Source organism: Paenibacillus sp. KS-LC4 (assembly GCF_036894955.1).
Lineage (GTDB): Bacteria > Bacillota > Bacilli > Paenibacillales > Paenibacillaceae > Pristimantibacillus.
In genome coordinates, this window is record NZ_CP145905.1 from 772,091 (window position 1) to 788,577 (window position 16,487).

The following is a 16,487-nucleotide window of genomic DNA, read 5'->3' on the forward strand; positions in this document are numbered from 1 at the left end:
TTCGGATGATTTTTGCCTGGAGGAGATGAGGCTATAATGGCTGGTAAATCAGCTGGTAAAGCAGCTAATAAGACAGGGATTGCAAGATTGCTGGAGCTGGCAGGGGAGAGACGCGGGCTGCTTGCCGTTTCAGGGGTGTTCTCGGCGCTAAGCGCGGTATGCATGCTGGTTCCGTATATATCGGTTTATTTTATTATCAAAGAATTGCTGGAGCATGCGGCGAATCCGCTGGCTGCGGATGGCGGCTTTATGGTCCGCTGGAGCATGGTCGCATTAGGCGGCTTGCTCGCCAGCTTGCTGTTGATGTATGGCGGAGGCCTTGCCTCGCATATTGCAGCTTTTCGTATTTTGTACGGACTGCGGGTGAGGCTATCAGCGCATATTGGCAAGCTTCCGCTAGGCTGGCTGAACAGCACATCCACCGGTGCGGTTAAAAAGACGCTGGATCAAAATGTTGAAAAGGTTGAAACATTCGTTGCCCATCAGCTACCCGATCTCGTGCATATGGCGGTCACGACGATACTGATGATTGTTGCGATGCTTTGGCTTAACGTTTGGCTGGCTGCGGCTTGCTTGATCCCAATTGTGATGGGGTTCGCCTTACAGGGGCTGATGATGTCAGGATCGAAGGCGCAAAGCAGCATAAAGCAATATTACAATTCGCTGGAGCGACTGAATGGCTCGGCTATTCAATACGTGCGGGGAATGCCCGTCGTGAAGGTGTTTGGACAAACGGTATTTTCCTTCCGCCAGTTTTACGACGATATGGTGAAATACCGTGATTTTTGCGTGAAATATACGGATCATTTCCAATACGGCTTTTTATCGTTCAAGGTTATTCTCAGCTCCTTTGCCACCTTCCTGCTGCCCGTTGGCGTGTTTCTGCTCCAGCGTGATCCGGGCAATGTGGCCTTTGCCGCGATGCTGCTCTTTTTCCTGATCTTGTCGCCAGGCATTTCTGCGCCGATGTTCAAAATCATGCACATGGCATCCTCGCTGCGCAATATCAATGAAGGCGTTTCACGGATCGACCTGATCTTCGCAGAGAAGCCGATTCCTGAACCGAAATATCCAAAGGTTCCTGCTGCCTATGAGGTGTCCTTTCACGATGTTTCCTTCTCATACGTCAAGGGGAACAAGGACAAGGATGGGAATAAGGATGAGAAGCAAAGCACAAGCGCAGCTGCAGGTGGAAGCGATGATGGAAATGTGTTGTCTAAGGTCAGCTTTGTGGCTCAGCAAGGGGAAGTAACGGCACTTGTCGGTCCTTCCGGGGCAGGGAAATCGACCGTTGCGAGCCTGCTGCCGCGATTCTGGGATGTCGGGTCGGGCTCCATTCAAATTGGCGGCGTGGACATTCGCGACATGGCTACGGATGAGCTGATGAACACGGTAGCGTTTGTTTTCCAGCAGACGTTCCTATTTTACGATTCTGTCTACAACAATATTGCAGTTGGCGTGCCGAATGCTTCGCGAGAAGCAGTATATGCGGCAGCGAAGGCGGCACAGTGCCATGCGTTTATTAGTCAGCTTCCACATGGCTACGATACGTTGATTGGCGAAGGGGGCGTCTATTTGTCCGGCGGCGAGGAGCAGCGGATCGCGGTAGCAAGAGCGATTTTGAAAAATGCTCCGATCCTTGTCCTCGATGAAGCTTCAGCCTTTGCCGATCCTGAAAATGAATTCGAAATGCAGCTCGCCTTAAAGGAGCTGACGAAGGGAAAGACGGTCATCGTCATTGCCCACCGTCTGTCGACCATACGTGATGCGGCACAAATTATCGTCATGGACCAAGGACGAATTACAGAAAGCGGAAAGCATGAGAAGCTGCTTGCGGCCCGCGGGCTTTATTCAATATTATGGGAGGCTTACACGGCAGCGACTGGCTGGCGAATAGGCTTAGGAAAGGAGGCAAAGAAACAGCATGGGAATGATGCGGAATATAACAGCAGGCAGTCCTAAGGCATTATGGAAGCCGATCGGCTATACCGTGCTTTCCAACTTGGTTGCCATTATCCCGTTTGTGCTGCTGGTAGAGGTGGCCCAAATTATTTTCAATTCCTTTGCCGATCCTGCCGCTTCACTCGATATTACGCGGCTTTGGTGGATTTGCGCCAGCATGGCCGGAGCGATGGTGCTGCTCTTCATAAGTGAAATACCCGCTTATCGTGCGCAATATCGCGGAGCCTATACGACGGCGGTTGAGGGAAGAAGCAGGCTAGCGGAGCATCTTCGCAAGCTGTCGCTGGGGTATTTGAATAAACGTGATCCTGGCGACCTCGCCAACATGATGATGGGAGACTTTGCGCTTGTTGAGCATGGGATTTCCCATGTTGCCCCGCAGCTGTTTGCCGCTGCGCTGACGCCAATTTTGGCGCTGTTAGGGCTTTCGCTGCTCGATTGGCGGCTTGCGCTTTCCTTGTTTGCAACGCTGCCTTTTACCATTTTGCTGATGCTTGCAGCCACCAGTCTCACCCGAAGGCTTGGCGCTAATCATATGCGGGCAAAAATTAACGCCTCCAACCGCTTGCAGGAATATTTGAACGGCATACAGGTCATAAAGGCTTTTAATTTGACCGGTGATCGCTTCGTTCGGCTGGAGCAGTCGTTTAAAGAGCTTATGCAGCAAAGCATTCGCATTGAGGGAGCGTTAGGGCCGGTCGTGCTAAGCGCAATTGCCTTCCTGCGAGCGGGTCTGACGCTCATGGCGATTATTGGGGTTCATTTGCTGCTCGGCGGCAGTCTGGATTTGCTTACGTTCGTAGCCTTTTTGCTCATAGGCACGAGAATTTATGATCCATTGACAACGGCGTTGACGAGCTATGCAGAGTTTCGTTACACCGAGCAGGCTGGGAAACGAATCATTGAGCTGCTGCAGGAGCCTGTCATGCCGGGAGAAAAGCAGCCCCCTTCTGGGCATGATCTTGTGTTCGACAAGGTAACATTCGGCTACAATGAGCATGCTGTTATTCAGCAGGCAAGTCTTAGTCTGCCATCAGGCTCCTTCACTGCGCTCGTTGGCCCATCGGGGAGCGGCAAAAGCACGGTGCTGCGGTTGATTGCCCGTTTCTATGATCCGAGCGAGGGGCAGGTGCTGCTCAGCGGGGAAAATATTCGGGAGATGAACCCGGAGGCGCTGCTGCGCAAAGTGTCCATGGTGTTTCAGGATGTGTATTTGTTTCAGGATACAATTGCCAATAACATACGTGTTGGCAACGCTGGCGCGACTCAGCGCGAAGTGGAGGATGCGGCTCGGCAGGCGTGCTGCCATGATTTTATTATGAAGCTGCCGCAAGGCTACAACACTTTGGTTGGAGAAGGCGGCAGCACCTTGTCTGGCGGAGAAAAACAGCGGATTTCCATTGCGCGGGCGATATTGAAGGATGCGCCTATTGTGCTGCTGGATGAAGCGACTGCTTCCCTCGATCCTGAGAATGAAGCTGACATTCAGCAGGCGATTGATAGGCTAATTCAAGGTCGTACCGTTATCGCGATAGCCCACCGTTTGAAAACGATCATGAATGCCGACCAAATTATTGTGCTCGATCAAGGTCGGATCGTCGAACAGGGCCAGCATGATGAACTGCTGGGAGCAGACCGCCTGTATGCAAGGCTTTGGAAGCTTCAGCAGCAGACGGCGGGCTGGTAGTTTTCATCTTAAATAGTTCAAGAACAGAAATATTAATGGTGATAATTGTTAAAGTGAAGTTTCGGGAACTATCTGCTTTATCCTTCTGGAGTCTGAGTCAAAACCCGCTTTCCGTCCTGTGAAATACTAGTTAAAGGTCCGTTTCGGCCACCCTGTCCATTCCTATAAAGTTAAAGCAAGAAGCTAATAGGGAATGGGTGGGATATGATGATTCGGATTATAGGTGCGGAAGATGACCCGAAAAGTGAGGAGCCAGCAAGAAAGATCCGTTTGTTTCAGGGAGAAGGCTTGCTGGTGTCGCTAGGCCTATTTGGTTTTGTGCTGGCAGCGATATGCGTAGTATGGATGCTGTTTTATGGAAGTGAGGTTGCGCCTTATGGGAATGTGAGCAAGGCAGCTTCCTTTAATGCAGCATTAGGCATTTTTCTAATCTCGACGGCGGCAGTATTGCCTTTGTCCGCTATGAGTGCAAGAGGCAAGGCGATTTTTCGCTGGTCCTATGTGATGCTTTCCTTGTATTCTTATTTTGCTGAAAATGTCCAAAATATGCGCGGCATGAATCCGCGATTTGTAAAAGGCGGCACTAGCTTTGATCTAGCGGTTGCGGCAGGTTTTACCCTTGTGGCGATGCTGCTCATCGTGTTTTATTGCGTGCTGGCAGTCGCTTTTTTCCGCAGCAGATCGTATGAGCTAAGACCAGAGCTTGTGCTCGCAATCCGCTACGCGATGGTGGCGGTATTGATTTCCTTCGCTGCTGGCATTTGGCTTTCAATGACGGGGAGCCGTCTTACAGGAGGGAATGGCAATATGATCTGGCTGCATGGGCTGGGCTTCCATGCTATCCAAGCTGTTCCGTTTGTTGCATGGCTGTCGGAGCGCACAAGTCTGCGTCCTCAAGATCGCTGCAAGTGGGTGCATATGGCGGGAGGCGCCTATATGATTGGCTTGCTTGAAGTAGGCTGGCAAACTTGGATCGGTGGTGCAATGCTAGAGCTGTCGCCGCTTCCGCTGCTCGCTTTGTTCTTCTTCTTGCTGTCGATCGGCGTTGGGTGCTATATGTTATGGCAGTCGGTAGTAGGCAAGAAGCGCTCTAAGGTGAGCCGCCCATCACTGGAGCTTGAGGGATAATAGGTTACAGGGGAGAAGCCTTGCATTCTTGTGCAGAGAATGCAAGGCTGTTTTATGTTATTTTAAGTATAGTAATGAGCAGAGGAGGCGCTTGGTTATGGATTGGGTTGTACAGATGAACGCGGCCATCGGCTATATGGAAGATCATTTGACTAATGAAATTGATTATGCGGAAGCCGCCCATATTGCTGGATGCTCGCTCTATCATTTTCAACGGATGTTTTCTTATATGATGGAGGTGTCTTTATCGGAATACATTCGCAGGCGGCGGCTCAGTCTGGCGGCGTTTGAACTGCAGAACAGCACGGTTAAGGTCATTGATGTAGCGCTCAAATATGGTTACGATTCCCCCGAAGCTTTCGCCCGCGCCTTTCAGCAGCTGCATGGTACAACACCAACTGCTGCAAGAGGCGCAGGAACGAAGCTGAGGGCCTATCCGCGCCTATCCTTTCAAATTTCAGTAAAAGGAGCGGCTGCTATGAATTATCGAATGGAGGAGCTTGGCGGATTTTCCGTCGTGGGCATTTCGGAGCAGGTACGCAATAGCGAGGTGTTTGAGACGGTGCCGCGTCTGTGGGCTGAAGCAGCACAGGCGGGCCTGTTTGAAAAGCTATGGGAAATTCGCGCGACCAAGCCTGTGATCCATGGCATACTTGGCGTATGTGCTGATGGAGGGCATGGGCAAAATGAGTTTTTAAACTACATTTTAGCAATAGAATCGGAGCAGGAGGCTCCTGAGGCTATGGTTCGCCGCGAGTTTTCACCATCGACATGGGTCGTATTTGAGGTGGAGGGCGGACCAGATCAACTGGGCGGCATTTGGAAGCGATTATATACGGAATGGCTGCCTACCTCGGCCTATCGACTCGCCCATTTGCCTGCTATCGAATGTTATTTGCCGCCAGAGGAAAATCGTAATGAGCTGTGGGTGGCGGTTGAGGCGAAAGCTTAATAGCGATAACTAGTGGTAATGAAGAGGCTGCACGATTTAGTAGGCGATTTGCTCATATTTCGGCAAGCTGGGAAGTGTGAAATATAACAAACGAAGAAGCCGTCTACGCCTCGCAGATGGCTTCTTCGTTCAGTTGGGGCATAGCTGCTCTACTACTTGTTATTTGCTACTTGCTGTTGACCAAATGGTCCGCATGAGTAATGCGGTTTCTTCCACCAGTCTTGGAAGCGTAGAGCGCTGTATCGGCTCGATTGATCAATGACTGATCGGTATCGCCAGGCATGACGGTTGCTGCGCCAATGCTGACTGTAATACTATACTCGCCCCAATCCGTAGAGGCTATCGTCGTGCAATATCGTTCTGCGGCAATGATCGCTTTTTCCTGATTAGCTCCGGAAAGAATGATGACAAATTCCTCGCCCCCATAACGGGCGGCGATGTCTCGATCCCGTGACATGGATTGCAGCAGGCGGGCCAAATTAGTCAACACGAGATCGCCGACAGGATGTCCATACGTGTCGTTAATTTTTTTGAAATGGTCGATATCAACAATGAGCAGCGAGAAGGGGCGCTGTGTTTCTTGGAACAAGGCAAGCTGTGCCAGCAGGCTGTCTTGGAAAAAACGCCGATTTTTAAGCCCAGTCAGCGCATCTGTAGAGGCCATCATTTCAAGGCGATGGTTGACTCCGAGCAATTCCTGCTGTTTAAGCTCGTACTCCTCATGCAGCAGCTCAAGCCTCTTATTGGCTTCATTAGTCGCCTGATAAAGCTCTTCAAGCTTCGTTTTGGTTTGTAAAATATCCTTCTCGTGCTCAATGCGCTTGCGCATCATTAACACAACACAGTCAATGAATGTGACTCCGTTACGCTCCTGCCGGACCCCGTTTAGCAATACAGGCATATCCTCATGGCTGCTCGTCCGAAAAGAAAAGTACATTTCATCGACATGCCCATACAATTGAATGTACGGATAAAAGTACGTTTGAAAAAACATTTTGTTCGTCACCGACATGGTGGAGTGAATATGCTGACCAAGCAGCTCATTGCGCTCATAGTGCAGCATATCCAGTAAGGTCTGATTAATTGATTGAATTAAGCCTGCGTCGGAAATCGAAAAATATCCGCAGGGTGCTTTATCTAATTGTATATCCATATATGAGTGCCTTTCTTTATATTTCTCGGACTGAAAATTTTTAAAAACTGGCTAAATACTCTTTGATCATCTTGCTCGTTTCCTCGGGCTGACTCAAATGCGGATAATGTCCGGTCGCCGTCATCTGCCGAAGGACGCTGTTTTTGAGATGGGCGTGCAAGTAATGGCCTACCTCAACAGGAGCGATGCTGTCGTCTGTACATTGAAGAATCAGTGTTGGAACAGTGGCTTGCTGAAGGCTGACACGGCAGTCCGAGAAAAAGGTGACCTCAGCAAACTGCCTTGCAATATGAGGATCTCTGGAGCAAAAGCTTTTCTCCAATTCCTCGCTTAATTCCTTGCGCTCATTATTTTGCATAACAATGGGCGCCAAATAGCTGGCCCAGCCAACGAAATTCATCTCCATCATCGTAAGCAATTCTTCGATATCGCGTTTATCGAAGCCGCCGTAATATTCCGGAAGGTCGTTCACATAACGTGGAGAAGGGCCAAGCATGATAATACGGTCGAAATATTTGGCCTCATGGATGGAGGCCAGCATGCCGATCATGCTGCTCACCGAATGCCCGACAAATATAGCATCGCGCAATTCCAGCGTCTCCATCACATCGAGTACATCCTGGGCATAGCCTTGAAGATCATTATATTTTTGTGAATCATAATTGTGAATTTGAGACTTTCCAGAGCCCACGTAATCAAACAAGACAATACGATAGTTGTCCACAAAGCTAGGCACCATATAACGCCACATATCTTGATCACATCCAAAGCCATGCGCAAAAACAATGGTTTTGCTTCCGGAGCCTATTACCTTTACATTATTCCGTTCCATAACATCAATAGCCATATGAAGCTCCTCTCTGAAGCACTTTCAATAAAAAAAGAACAAGGATTACAGGCTTCTATATCATTATATCGGAAAATTGAGGAAGATATATGATGGTTAGTGAGATTCAGGTAGTACAGTCATCAATGCAGCGGGCTCCTCCATTCATGATGCTGTGCAGCTGCTGAATTTCCTCATCTGAAGCCAATCGAAACTCCTCGGCGCAAGCATTCATTCGATTCACGATCGTTTCCAGCCTAGCGGATAACTGATCAGGCCCGTCATCTCTTAGCGCAAGTTCGCTGCACAAGCCCTGTATCACCAAAATCCGTGCTTTGACAAACACTTTGCTATGCAAATTGCTGAGCAAGCTTAGAAGCTGACTTTCTATTTGTAGGAGGACATGAATGTGCATGCTTCTAGGCTTCTTGTTCATCGTTGAGGCGTAGTTCCATCACCTACGATTATACCGATTTCAGACACATAAAGCATGAAACAGACGTCTCAGTTTGCTGGGGCTCAGGGTTATTTTACAGAAAAATAAAGCAAAAACAGCCCGGCAGCTGTCCTGAATGGACGCTGCCGGGCTGTTCAATTTCCTGTTTACAATGCTCTAACAGGCTTAACGTTGCGAAAGCGGCTTACCAGAAAAATCTGCCCGCGAGTACGCTCTCTTGCAGAAGCTTCAAGGTATCGGCTGGAAGCTCTGTTTCCATACGGGAAAGCACATCTGCTTTTTTGTAATATTCATTCGACATATGAATCGTCTGATGCTCATTCGAAGCATCCAGACGCAAAATGCGATTAGCGCCATCCTTTGCAGTCCATGGCGTCCATGCTGGCAAAGAGCTGGCATTGGGATTGCCGGTGTAAAGGAAGTTTTTCCAGTAGCCATGAATGGCTGCTGTCAGCTCATTTCGTCCTGGCTCATTTTGCTCGGAGAAATAGCCGTCTGGGAAATAAGCAGCAATGCCGGCCTTGCGTCCAAGAATGAAATCCATGTCCGAGCCGTGTGTGGCGCCAATTAATTGCTGTAGGGCGCTTGAAATGACGCCATCCTGTGTACCCCATGCAAAACGGTAAGCGTATACGGCAGGCTGCCCAGAACGAGCCGTCAGCACCTCGGCTGCGCGCTCTGCGTTGAAGCCGGAATAGAGCTCACTGCCATATTTGATGGCCGCTGCATATTGCGGCCCCTTCACAGTGTCCTCCAGCAGGCTGCCGTCAGCAAAGCCTGCGGCGAATGCGGGATCACTCAAGGCGAATGCGGAAAACTCCGTCGCTGTGCTGCCCAAAATCATCGGAACCTGTGCATATTTGCCGCTTTTCAATGCATCAAAGCCTTCCGCTGGCAGCACCGTGCCATCGCTGAATAAATGCGGGAACGGTGCCATGCGGATGGCCGTTCCACCGAACTGCTGCACAAGGTCCGCAGCAGGCTGCTTACGCAAATACGCCGCGAGCTGCTCGGCTGTTTGGCCGGTCACCCATTTGGCCGCTGCCGCTTCATCGGCTGCTGTGCCATCCGCAACGGCTAGCTTCGCCAGCACGCTGTTCACCTTAGCGTCGCCGTCCGCCGTTGTTGCGGTCGTCATGCCGCCGCTTAGCACAATAGCTTTCTGAAACAGCCCTTGGCTCAGTGGAGAGATGACGGCCGCCATGACATCGCGGCCACCAGCCGATTGGCCGGAAAGTGTCACATTGGCAGCGTCGCCGCCGAATCCGGCAATGTTATCTTTTACCCATTTGAGCGCCTGAAAAATATCCAGCAGGCCATAGTTGCCTGAATCCTGAACGGCATCGCCTGTTGCTAGAGAAGGGTGATGAAGGAAGCCCAGCGCGCCAAGGCGGTAGTTGATGGAAACGACGATGCTGTTCGTCGCTTCGGCCAGCAGATCGCCTTTGAAGTCTTTGCCGGAGCCGGTCATATTGCCGCCGCCATGCGCGAAGACGAGAACGGGCAGGCTAGTGCTGCTGTCAGCCGGCCGCCAAATGTTCAAATACAGGCAGTCTTCGCTGCCTGCCGCCTTGCCAGCTGCGAGCTGGGTGCAATTCGCAGCGAAAGCGCTCGTCTCAAGCGTGCTTGTCCAAGCTGCTGGCGCCTGCGGTGCTTGCCAGCGAAGCTCGCCAACCGGCGGCTTCGCATAAGGCACGCCGAGCCAGCTTAGCGTGCTGCTCGCTTCATCCTTGGCGCCTTTAATTGTGCCATAGGCGGTTTGTTGGGTCACGTCAGCAACGAAGGGCGCTTGTGCCGCTTGTTTTTTTAGTAGCGAAGCCAGCGTTTCTCCGCTGATTTTGTGCTTAGCCTTCAGCGCTTGTGCCGTAGCGGCTGCTAGCTGGGCATTGGTCAGCTTACCGCCTGCTTTCAATGCGGCAAGCCCTTGCTTAGCTGCATACGCCAGCACATCAGCTTCTTGATAGTCCACGCCAGCCTCATAGCCAAGCGCCTTCAGCAGTACTCTGGCATATTGCTGCGCCGTGACAGCCTGCTGCGGCTCGAAGCGGCCATCCGTATCTGCAAGCCATCCGAGATGCGGGTGAGCCTTCAAATAGTTCACCAGCGGCTGAAGCACTTTGCCTGCTTTTGCCGCATCGGCGAAGGAGGCGGCTCCCGTGTAGCTAAGGGCTTCTTTTTCCAGACCCTTCAAACGGAGAAACAGTGTCGCGGCTTGTACGCGGGTTGCCTGCTGGCTCCAATATTTTTCGCTAATTGCTTTACCATTGCCTTTAATAATACCTTGATCCAGTAATGCCTGAATATCGGTGGATACATCAGCCGCAGCAGGCGCCGCTGCACTTGCATAGCTGTAAAACGGTATGCTTCCGAGTAAAACGGCGAGCAGCAAAGCAACAACGCTCATTTGTTTGACCTTCCCCATTGAACCTTCATCCTCTCTGTTATCATTTACCGCAATACCTGCTCGTACATTCTATGATGCCCGGTATGTTGTCACAGCCCTCCTTTATGATGCCTTCTTATTATAAGAAGTCGAATTCAATGCCACTACGACGATAACGACATCAGACATGTTCAAATCCGACTTATTGAAATCGCTTTCAAAATTAAGGTGATTTGAATGCACGGGCTTGTCTTAAATCTGACTAAACATTGGGAATGATTGTTTGTGGGGGCAGTCTTAGCATTTCCGTTCGATAAATGGCAAAGCCAAGCGGAAGGAGAGGTGCGCCCGCTGCTGGAGCAGCATAGGCGGCGCACCTCTTCCACTGTGCCGAATAATGGTGTGTACGAGGTGGATAGAGGGGGGAGGGGCGCATTCCTGAGAGCGTGCGTCCCTACTCTATTTTTTGATGCTGTGCCGAATAACCGCGTCACTTTGACGCTTGCAGCTTGTCTATCATTTGTGCAGGGCGCTTTTTAATGCGGCATGATATTCTTTTATAATTCTCTGGCTTATCTCTGCAAAAGGAAAATACTCCTCGGAACCATGAAAGCATCCGGGGTACAAATGAAATTCTGTCGGCACGCCAGCCTGCGTGAGCCTTGATACATAATGAATGGTTTCATCACGAAATGGATCTAAGTCACCGACGCAGGCGTAAGTGGGTGGAAGTCCTGACAAATCGACCGCACGTGCCGGAGCGGCATATAGAGATACGGGGTTTTCATTTCCCAAGTACATTTCCCAGCCCAATTGGCTTTTGGCTTTATTCCACACTCTATTATCTGTTATTTCATTACTGGACTGAGTAATGTTCCGATCGTCAAGCATTGGATAGAGAAGCATTTGGAACATGATAGAAGGGCCGTTCCTATCTCTTGCCAGCAGTGAGAGAGCAGCTGTTAATCCACCGCCAGCACTGGAACCCATTACAGCGATTTTGGATGAATCGCTCCCGAGTTCTTCCGCGTTTTCTGAAAACCATTTAAGAGCAGCGTAGCAATCCTCGAGTGGAGCAGGGAACGGATGCTCTGGAGCCAGCCGATAATCCACAGAAACGATAACACATTCGAGCTCCGATACCATTTGCTGTAAGGCAACGTCCATCATATCGGCGGAACCAAGAATATAGCCGCCACCGTGAATATAAAGAATGCCTGGAAGAGATTGATTTTTCACTCTCGGTTCGTATAGTTTAAGCCTCACTTCTGAATTTTCTGCTGTGCCTGGAACATGCCTTTCTGAGATTTGGACATCATTATTGACAGGCACTGCTGCTGACATACTGGCAACAAACTCAAGCATCTCGCTCCGTTTAGCCGCTAAATTCTCTTTCGTATAAAAGACGTCCGGCAATTCTAAAAACATATTTACAAGCTCCGGATGCAATCTCTTTTCCATTGTTTAATCATCCTTTGTGAAGCAAAATTTTTAATCGTCATTTAAGTGTCAGGCCTGTCTATTCAGCCACGCTGTTTGCCCGAGCAGGTTCCTCATGGTCTGCATGTACGTTTCTTCGGACTGAGTCCATCTCAGTCTTGCCGTTTCCTCCGAGTCTGGGCCTGCCAGATAGCGCAGCCGAGCAGACGGATCGCACGCAGCGGCGTAAACTTGATCGGCAGCCTGATTTTCATCAGCACATTCAAATGGATAGTTCATCATGGCGTTCATCATATGATCAAAATAAGACTTGTACGCTTGTGGAATGGATACATCTTGGGAGGCGGACATGGTGTTCGATGCGAAATTTGTAGTTTGCATGGAGCCGGGCTCTATGAGCTTGACGGAGATGTTTTGCGATTCCAGCTCGTACGATAGTGATTCCGATAGCCCTTCGATTGCATGTTTGGTTGCAACGTAGAACGATAAGAGCGGGTTTGATGTAAAGCCCACGTTCGAAGTGATATTGATGATGGTACCACTGCCTTGCTCGCGGAAATAAGGTGTAATCGCCTGAATAACAGCTATGACACCGAAGACATTGGTTTCGAAAATTTGACGAATAACATTCATAGGTGTTGCTTCAAATATCGAGAGGACGCTGATTCCGGCGTTGTTCACGACGGCATCAATTCGGCCGAACCTGGCGATCCCGGCAGCAATCGCTGCCTCGATGGTAGCGGGCTTAGTAACATCGAGTTCAGTTACGAAAATCCGTTCGGGATTTTCCTCTGTCAAGCGCTGGTCCGCTTTGCGCATCGTCGCAACGACGTTCCACCCTTCATTAGCGAACTTCTTCGCTGTCGCATACCCCAATCCGGTAGAGCTTCCGGTAATCAATACGGTTTTGGTCATTAAATCTCCTCCTCATCATTTTCTTTCTCTATCAGCTTAGCGGATTGGAGCCGCTCGAAGTCAATTCTCAAAATCCATTCCTTGTGAACAGGGAAATTATGGACTAAAAGCAAGCTTGAGCTGTAAAATATATTAGAGTAACTCTAACACTCAATAGGCGGTGAGAAATAACTAATGGCATTTACCATTAAGGAAATTGTGAAAAAGACGGGCATTACCGCATACACGCTGCGTTTTTATGAGAAGGAAGGCGTATTGCCTACGGTTGAGCGTAATGAAAACGGGGTACGCCAATTCAGCGAGCACTACATTGATTGTGTGGAGATGGTGCAAGCCCTTCGTTCAACAGGTTTGCCGCTGGCAGAAATAAAACAATATGTTGAGTTATACAAGGCTGGAGATCAAACACTATACCTGAGAAAAACGTTGCTGGCTCGCCAGAAAAGCAAGGTGGAGGAACAAATGGCACGAATGATGAAAACGCTGGAGAAAATCAATTACAAGCTGGCGTTAATCGATGCCCAAGAAAATAAATTTGACAGATTACCCTAATAAGCTAAAAAATGGATTGACAATATTTTATAAAATAGGGTAAAGTATAAAATAATTATGAAGCGAAGCACGCTTAAATCCTCCCGGGTTTTTTGCGTGCTTTTTTGCGCTTTATGGGGGGATGGGCTGCGCTATTTTACCTGTGAAGGAGTCCCTGCATGAAGAAAAATCAATTTATGTTAACGGTCGTTGTCGCGCTTGCCTTTAATCCGGTTTTGCAAGCCCAGGCGGCAGAAGCGAGGCAGCGGCTTAATGATATGGAGGGCCATTGGGCGCGTTTTCCTGTAGAGCAGGCGGTGCAGTCTGGTTATGCGAGCGGCTATGCGGACGGTACATTTCGACCGAATAAACCAGCTACTCGCGCAGAGCTGCTTGCCGCAGTTATAAAAGCACAGCAGCTTGAGGTGACCAATATGGATACGCCATTTCTGGATGATAGCGGTTGGTATCGCCCTTATATGGCAGCTGGATTAAAGCTTAGCTTATTGAAAATGACGGAATATGCTTCAGAGCAGTTTAGACCGAATCAAGCGATTACACGTGGAGAAGCGGCGAGGCTTCTCGTTCGGGCGGCGGGTGAGGACGAGGCAGGACGTGCAAAGGGCTATGTCTATATGTCCAAGCAGCTTGGCCTGATGAAGGGTGATGCCGCCGGCAGGATCGGGATGGACCGCAAGCTGACGCGTGCGGAAGCGATTGTGGTCATTCATCGTTTGTTGACTTGGCAGTTAGCACAGTCTCGCGTTGCGGGCTTGGCGGAGCAGCCAGCTTACGCAACGACTGGGGAGCTAAAGAGGTTGGTTTTGTCACTCGAAGGCTTCTCGGGCGATGTAATGGTTAGTGGGCACACGGTGCTGCTTAATACTGAAGGCAATGGAAAACCCGCCGATTACAAATTAACGTTAGAATATGACAGCAGGAAAAAAGCAACGACGATAGGGCTATATGCGAAGCCCGTTGTACATAAACAGTTGATAATAGAGCTATTGGCGCGTTATGTGGGGGAATCTGCGGAAGTGGCTTACGGGGATGCGGTCAAGCTGGATGCTGGACAAGCGAAGGAGGCTAGACTGCTGAAAACCTACAAGGGAAAGAAAATCATCATGGACAAAAGCGAGGCTGGGAAGAGCTTGGCTATTATGATTTACTCGAACTAATCTGATCTAATCTAAACTAATCTAATCGGAAGAAGGCTGAATAAGATGGGGAAAATGGGATCGCGAGGGTGGAAGGGCTCTATTGTATGGCTAGTGCTGTTGGCTGTCATGGTTTCGTTGTCTGTAACGTCGGTAAATTCTAAAATGGCTCAGGCGGCTGCTCCTGTGTTTAAGGATATTTCAGGGCATTGGGCGAAGGAGTCGATTGAAGCCGCGGTGAAGGCGGGAGTTTTGAACGGGTATCCAGATCAAACGTTTAAGCCGCAAAATCCGATTACGCGCGCGGAGCTGCTTAAGGTTATTTCGCTAACGACGAAGGTAGAGGCTGCGGCTGCTCCTGCGGGCAAGCCATGGTACACAGGCTATCAAAGGGCGCTAACCGATGCGAAAATCTATGCTGCTGGCGATTTCACAGGCGATCTGGGCAAGGCGGTAACGCGCGTGGAAATGGCTAAGCTCGCCGTACGCGGAGCAAATGCTGAGTACCGCGGCGCAAAGCTGACGGCGGATGAGCTGATGTTCCGCGCCGTGAACACAGGCTTGCTGTCCCGCACAGGTGCCAAGGCGGAAACGATTGACCCAAATGGGACAACCACTCGGGCACAGGCAGCCGTTATTGTCACGCGCCTGCTGAAACTCGCGGGTGGCGGGAAGCTGTCGGTGGATCAGGGGGCTTCAAGTGCGGCGGAAGTTGCTTGGCATAAGCACAATATGATTACTATGTTTGACCAAGATGATTTAGTTAAATTTCCGCATAGAGTAAATATTGATAAAACGTATGATGTGATTATTGATCAATTGCTAGTTCTTGATCCGTCAGATAAAAATGGACATTATGCGGAGTATTTAAAGGACGCTAAATTATATTTGGATGACGAAAAATCTGAACCCGGCAAAGGATACGTGTTCGCCTATAAGCTAATAGGTAAAAATTTAATTGTTAATCCTACTATTAAGGTAGGGGTATCTAGTTCTTTTTACATGTTTAACTCTGGTGCGTCGGGCGGTGTGACATTAAAAAGAGAATATTATTACAATGATGGTTCTATGAAGGAACGTCTAGGTCTCTTTGTCAATCAATCCGTATTAACTTTTGACAGAAAAGATAATAGCGGCCACGACTTTTACTTTTCTCATGTAAGCAAAAACTTTATCAAAACGCAAATTAAGGAATATGGCGGAGTACCAATCCACCTTGAACGCTATGGCTCGCAATTGAGCAATGAGACACAATTCTATTTAACAGAGGTGAAAGATAAATGGGCAGCAAAATAAATTCACAAGCAATTTTCTCAATCTTACTAATACTTACAATTGTTATTGGTGTATTTCCTATATATCCATCAACTATTTCAGCTGCTACTATCACTAAAACGATGAAAATTCCTTTTTCAGAATCTGAAAAGTTCAGTTCTTTATCTACTATAGGCAATGTTCAAGTAAATCTTAATTCTGCTGTACTTACTGGCTACCAAATCAAAAACTACGAAATTTGGAAACAATCAGCATCTTCTAACGGAAGCCTGACATTAATAAATAAGGGGAAAATGGGAGCTGGAAACCCCCTTAGTAATAAGATAACTATTCCTGAATTCACCGGTGCTCTTGTGGATGTTAAAAACGAAGGATTTACATCAAAAATGTACTTCGCTCTTGATAGAACTATAAATGGTAAGCAGTGGTATTTTTCAACTGGAACAGGTAGTAAAGAGTATTTCGTTTCTCCTAAGTCAGATTCTGATTGTTGGGTTAACGGAATAGCGGAATGTCCTGGCATTCTAAGTAAAGATGTTAACGGAAACTCTTTACCTTCTACTGTTGCTAGTACACAAATAGGAATGATTGGCTGGGCTGTTTCCATCAGTGATGGCTTTA

15 protein-coding genes are annotated in these 16,487 nt (G+C 49.0%); 8 read left to right on the forward strand and 7 right to left on the reverse strand.

All coding sequences use genetic code 11. From position 1 onward, the window contains the following. The first annotated feature begins 36 nt into the window (after nt 1-36). From V5J77_RS03330 to V5J77_RS03345, 4 genes are all read left to right on the forward strand, one after another. A complete protein-coding gene (locus V5J77_RS03330) occupies nt 37-1,962 on the forward strand; it encodes an ABC transporter ATP-binding protein (protein WP_338554372.1) in 1,926 nt (641 codons plus the stop codon). Next, nucleotides 1,925-3,649, forward strand: coding sequence for an ABC transporter ATP-binding protein (locus V5J77_RS03335; RefSeq protein ID WP_338554373.1), 1,725 nt, complete (start codon nt 1,925-1,927; stop codon nt 3,647-3,649). Before V5J77_RS03330 ends, V5J77_RS03335 begins: the two co-directional genes overlap by 38 nt. A gap of 204 nt (nt 3,650-3,853) precedes the next feature. Continuing rightward, nucleotides 3,854-4,777 carry a hypothetical protein gene (locus V5J77_RS03340; protein WP_338554374.1) on the forward strand — a complete coding sequence of 308 codons (924 nt, stop codon included), beginning with the start codon at nt 3,854-3,856 and terminating at the stop codon, nt 4,775-4,777. A 97-nt stretch (nt 4,778-4,874) separates the two neighbouring features. Continuing rightward, nucleotides 4,875-5,729, forward strand: coding sequence for an AraC family transcriptional regulator (locus tag V5J77_RS03345; RefSeq protein WP_338554375.1), 855 nt, complete (start codon nt 4,875-4,877; stop codon nt 5,727-5,729). Between the two features lie 166 nt (nt 5,730-5,895). Here V5J77_RS03345 and V5J77_RS03350 read toward each other — a convergent pair whose 3' ends face one another. The 4 genes from V5J77_RS03350 to V5J77_RS03365 all read right to left on the reverse strand — a co-directional run bounded on the left by V5J77_RS03350 (nt 5,896) and on the right by V5J77_RS03365 (nt 10,587). Further along, nucleotides 5,896-6,882: a sensor domain-containing diguanylate cyclase gene (locus tag V5J77_RS03350; protein WP_338554376.1), complete on the reverse strand. Its 987-nt coding sequence runs from the start codon at nt 6,880-6,882 to the stop codon at nt 5,896-5,898. A 40-nt stretch (nt 6,883-6,922) separates the two neighbouring features. Continuing rightward, nucleotides 6,923-7,729, reverse strand: coding sequence for an alpha/beta hydrolase (locus V5J77_RS03355; protein ID WP_338554377.1), 807 nt, complete (start codon nt 7,727-7,729; stop codon nt 6,923-6,925). A 106-nt stretch (nt 7,730-7,835) separates the two neighbouring features. Next, entirely contained in the window at nt 7,836-8,123 is a 288-nt protein-coding gene (locus V5J77_RS03360) for a hypothetical protein (RefSeq protein WP_338554378.1), read from the reverse strand. Nucleotides 8,124-8,349: 226 nt separating this feature from the next. After that, a complete protein-coding gene (locus tag V5J77_RS03365) occupies nt 8,350-10,587 on the reverse strand; it encodes a carboxylesterase family protein (protein ID WP_338554379.1) in 2,238 nt (745 codons plus the stop codon). Nucleotides 10,588-10,833: 246 nt separating this feature from the next. Here V5J77_RS03365 and V5J77_RS03370 point away from each other — a divergent pair, with 246 nt between their 5' ends. Next, on the forward strand, nt 10,834-11,088 hold the full coding sequence (locus tag V5J77_RS03370) for a hypothetical protein (protein WP_338554380.1): 255 nt from the start codon (nt 10,834-10,836) through the stop codon (nt 11,086-11,088). Here the strand turns inward: V5J77_RS03370 and V5J77_RS03375 are convergent. Continuing rightward, nucleotides 11,065-12,009 (reverse strand): alpha/beta hydrolase, encoded by a 945-nt coding sequence (locus tag V5J77_RS03375; protein WP_338554381.1) that lies wholly within the window; start codon nt 12,007-12,009, stop codon nt 11,065-11,067. The genes V5J77_RS03370 and V5J77_RS03375 overlap by 24 nt on opposite strands. 48 nt (nt 12,010-12,057) lie before the next feature. Further along, nucleotides 12,058-12,903, reverse strand: coding sequence for an SDR family oxidoreductase (locus tag V5J77_RS03380; RefSeq protein ID WP_338554382.1), 846 nt, complete (start codon nt 12,901-12,903; stop codon nt 12,058-12,060). 174 nt (nt 12,904-13,077) lie between these two features. On the opposite strand from V5J77_RS03380, the gene V5J77_RS03385 reads away from it, so the two are divergent. From V5J77_RS03385 to V5J77_RS03395, 3 genes are all read left to right on the forward strand, one after another. After that, complete coding sequence (locus V5J77_RS03385; protein WP_338554383.1) at nt 13,078-13,455, forward strand: MerR family transcriptional regulator; 378 nt, start codon at nt 13,078-13,080, stop codon at nt 13,453-13,455. 158 nt (nt 13,456-13,613) lie between these two features. Further along, nucleotides 13,614-14,612 carry an S-layer homology domain-containing protein gene (locus tag V5J77_RS03390; RefSeq protein WP_338554384.1) on the forward strand — a complete coding sequence of 333 codons (999 nt, stop codon included), beginning with the start codon at nt 13,614-13,616 and terminating at the stop codon, nt 14,610-14,612. A gap of 45 nt (nt 14,613-14,657) precedes the next feature. Further along, the gene (locus V5J77_RS03395; RefSeq protein ID WP_338554385.1) at nt 14,658-15,887 is read left to right on the forward strand and encodes an S-layer homology domain-containing protein; all 1,230 of its coding nucleotides are present in this window, start codon (nt 14,658-14,660) and stop codon (nt 15,885-15,887) included. A gap of 208 nt (nt 15,888-16,095) precedes the next feature. On the opposite strand, the gene V5J77_RS03400 is transcribed toward V5J77_RS03395, so the two are convergent. Further along, complete coding sequence (locus tag V5J77_RS03400; RefSeq protein ID WP_338554386.1) at nt 16,096-16,473, reverse strand: hypothetical protein; 378 nt, start codon at nt 16,471-16,473, stop codon at nt 16,096-16,098. Nucleotides 16,474-16,487 lie beyond the last annotated feature (14 nt).

What these genes read in the sequence shown, in the direction of transcription:
- V5J77_RS03330 (WP_338554372.1), top strand. Translation starts at nt 37, where the DNA reads ATGGCTGGTAAATCAGCTGGTAAAGCAGCTAATAAGACAGGGATTGCA.
- V5J77_RS03335 (WP_338554373.1), top strand. Translation starts at nt 1,925, where the DNA reads ATGGGAATGATGCGGAATATAACAGCAGGCAGTCCTAAGGCATTATGG.
- V5J77_RS03340 (WP_338554374.1), top strand. Translation starts at nt 3,854, where the DNA reads ATGATGATTCGGATTATAGGTGCGGAAGATGACCCGAAAAGTGAGGAG.
- V5J77_RS03345 (WP_338554375.1), top strand. Translation starts at nt 4,875, where the DNA reads ATGGATTGGGTTGTACAGATGAACGCGGCCATCGGCTATATGGAAGAT.
- V5J77_RS03350 (WP_338554376.1), bottom strand. Translation starts at nt 6,882, where the DNA reads ATGGATATACAATTAGATAAAGCACCCTGCGGATATTTTTCGATTTCC.
- V5J77_RS03355 (WP_338554377.1), bottom strand. Translation starts at nt 7,729, where the DNA reads ATGGCTATTGATGTTATGGAACGGAATAATGTAAAGGTAATAGGCTCC.
- V5J77_RS03360 (WP_338554378.1), bottom strand. Translation starts at nt 8,123, where the DNA reads ATGCACATTCATGTCCTCCTACAAATAGAAAGTCAGCTTCTAAGCTTG.
- V5J77_RS03365 (WP_338554379.1), bottom strand. Translation starts at nt 10,587, where the DNA reads ATGGGGAAGGTCAAACAAATGAGCGTTGTTGCTTTGCTGCTCGCCGTT.
- V5J77_RS03375 (WP_338554381.1), bottom strand. Translation starts at nt 12,009, where the DNA reads ATGGAAAAGAGATTGCATCCGGAGCTTGTAAATATGTTTTTAGAATTG.
- V5J77_RS03380 (WP_338554382.1), bottom strand. Translation starts at nt 12,903, where the DNA reads ATGACCAAAACCGTATTGATTACCGGAAGCTCTACCGGATTGGGGTAT.
- V5J77_RS03385 (WP_338554383.1), top strand. Translation starts at nt 13,078, where the DNA reads ATGGCATTTACCATTAAGGAAATTGTGAAAAAGACGGGCATTACCGCA.
- V5J77_RS03390 (WP_338554384.1), top strand. Translation starts at nt 13,614, where the DNA reads ATGAAGAAAAATCAATTTATGTTAACGGTCGTTGTCGCGCTTGCCTTT.
- V5J77_RS03395 (WP_338554385.1), top strand. Translation starts at nt 14,658, where the DNA reads ATGGGGAAAATGGGATCGCGAGGGTGGAAGGGCTCTATTGTATGGCTA.
- V5J77_RS03400 (WP_338554386.1), bottom strand. Translation starts at nt 16,473, where the DNA reads ATGGAAACAGCCCAGCCAATCATTCCTATTTGTGTACTAGCAACAGTA.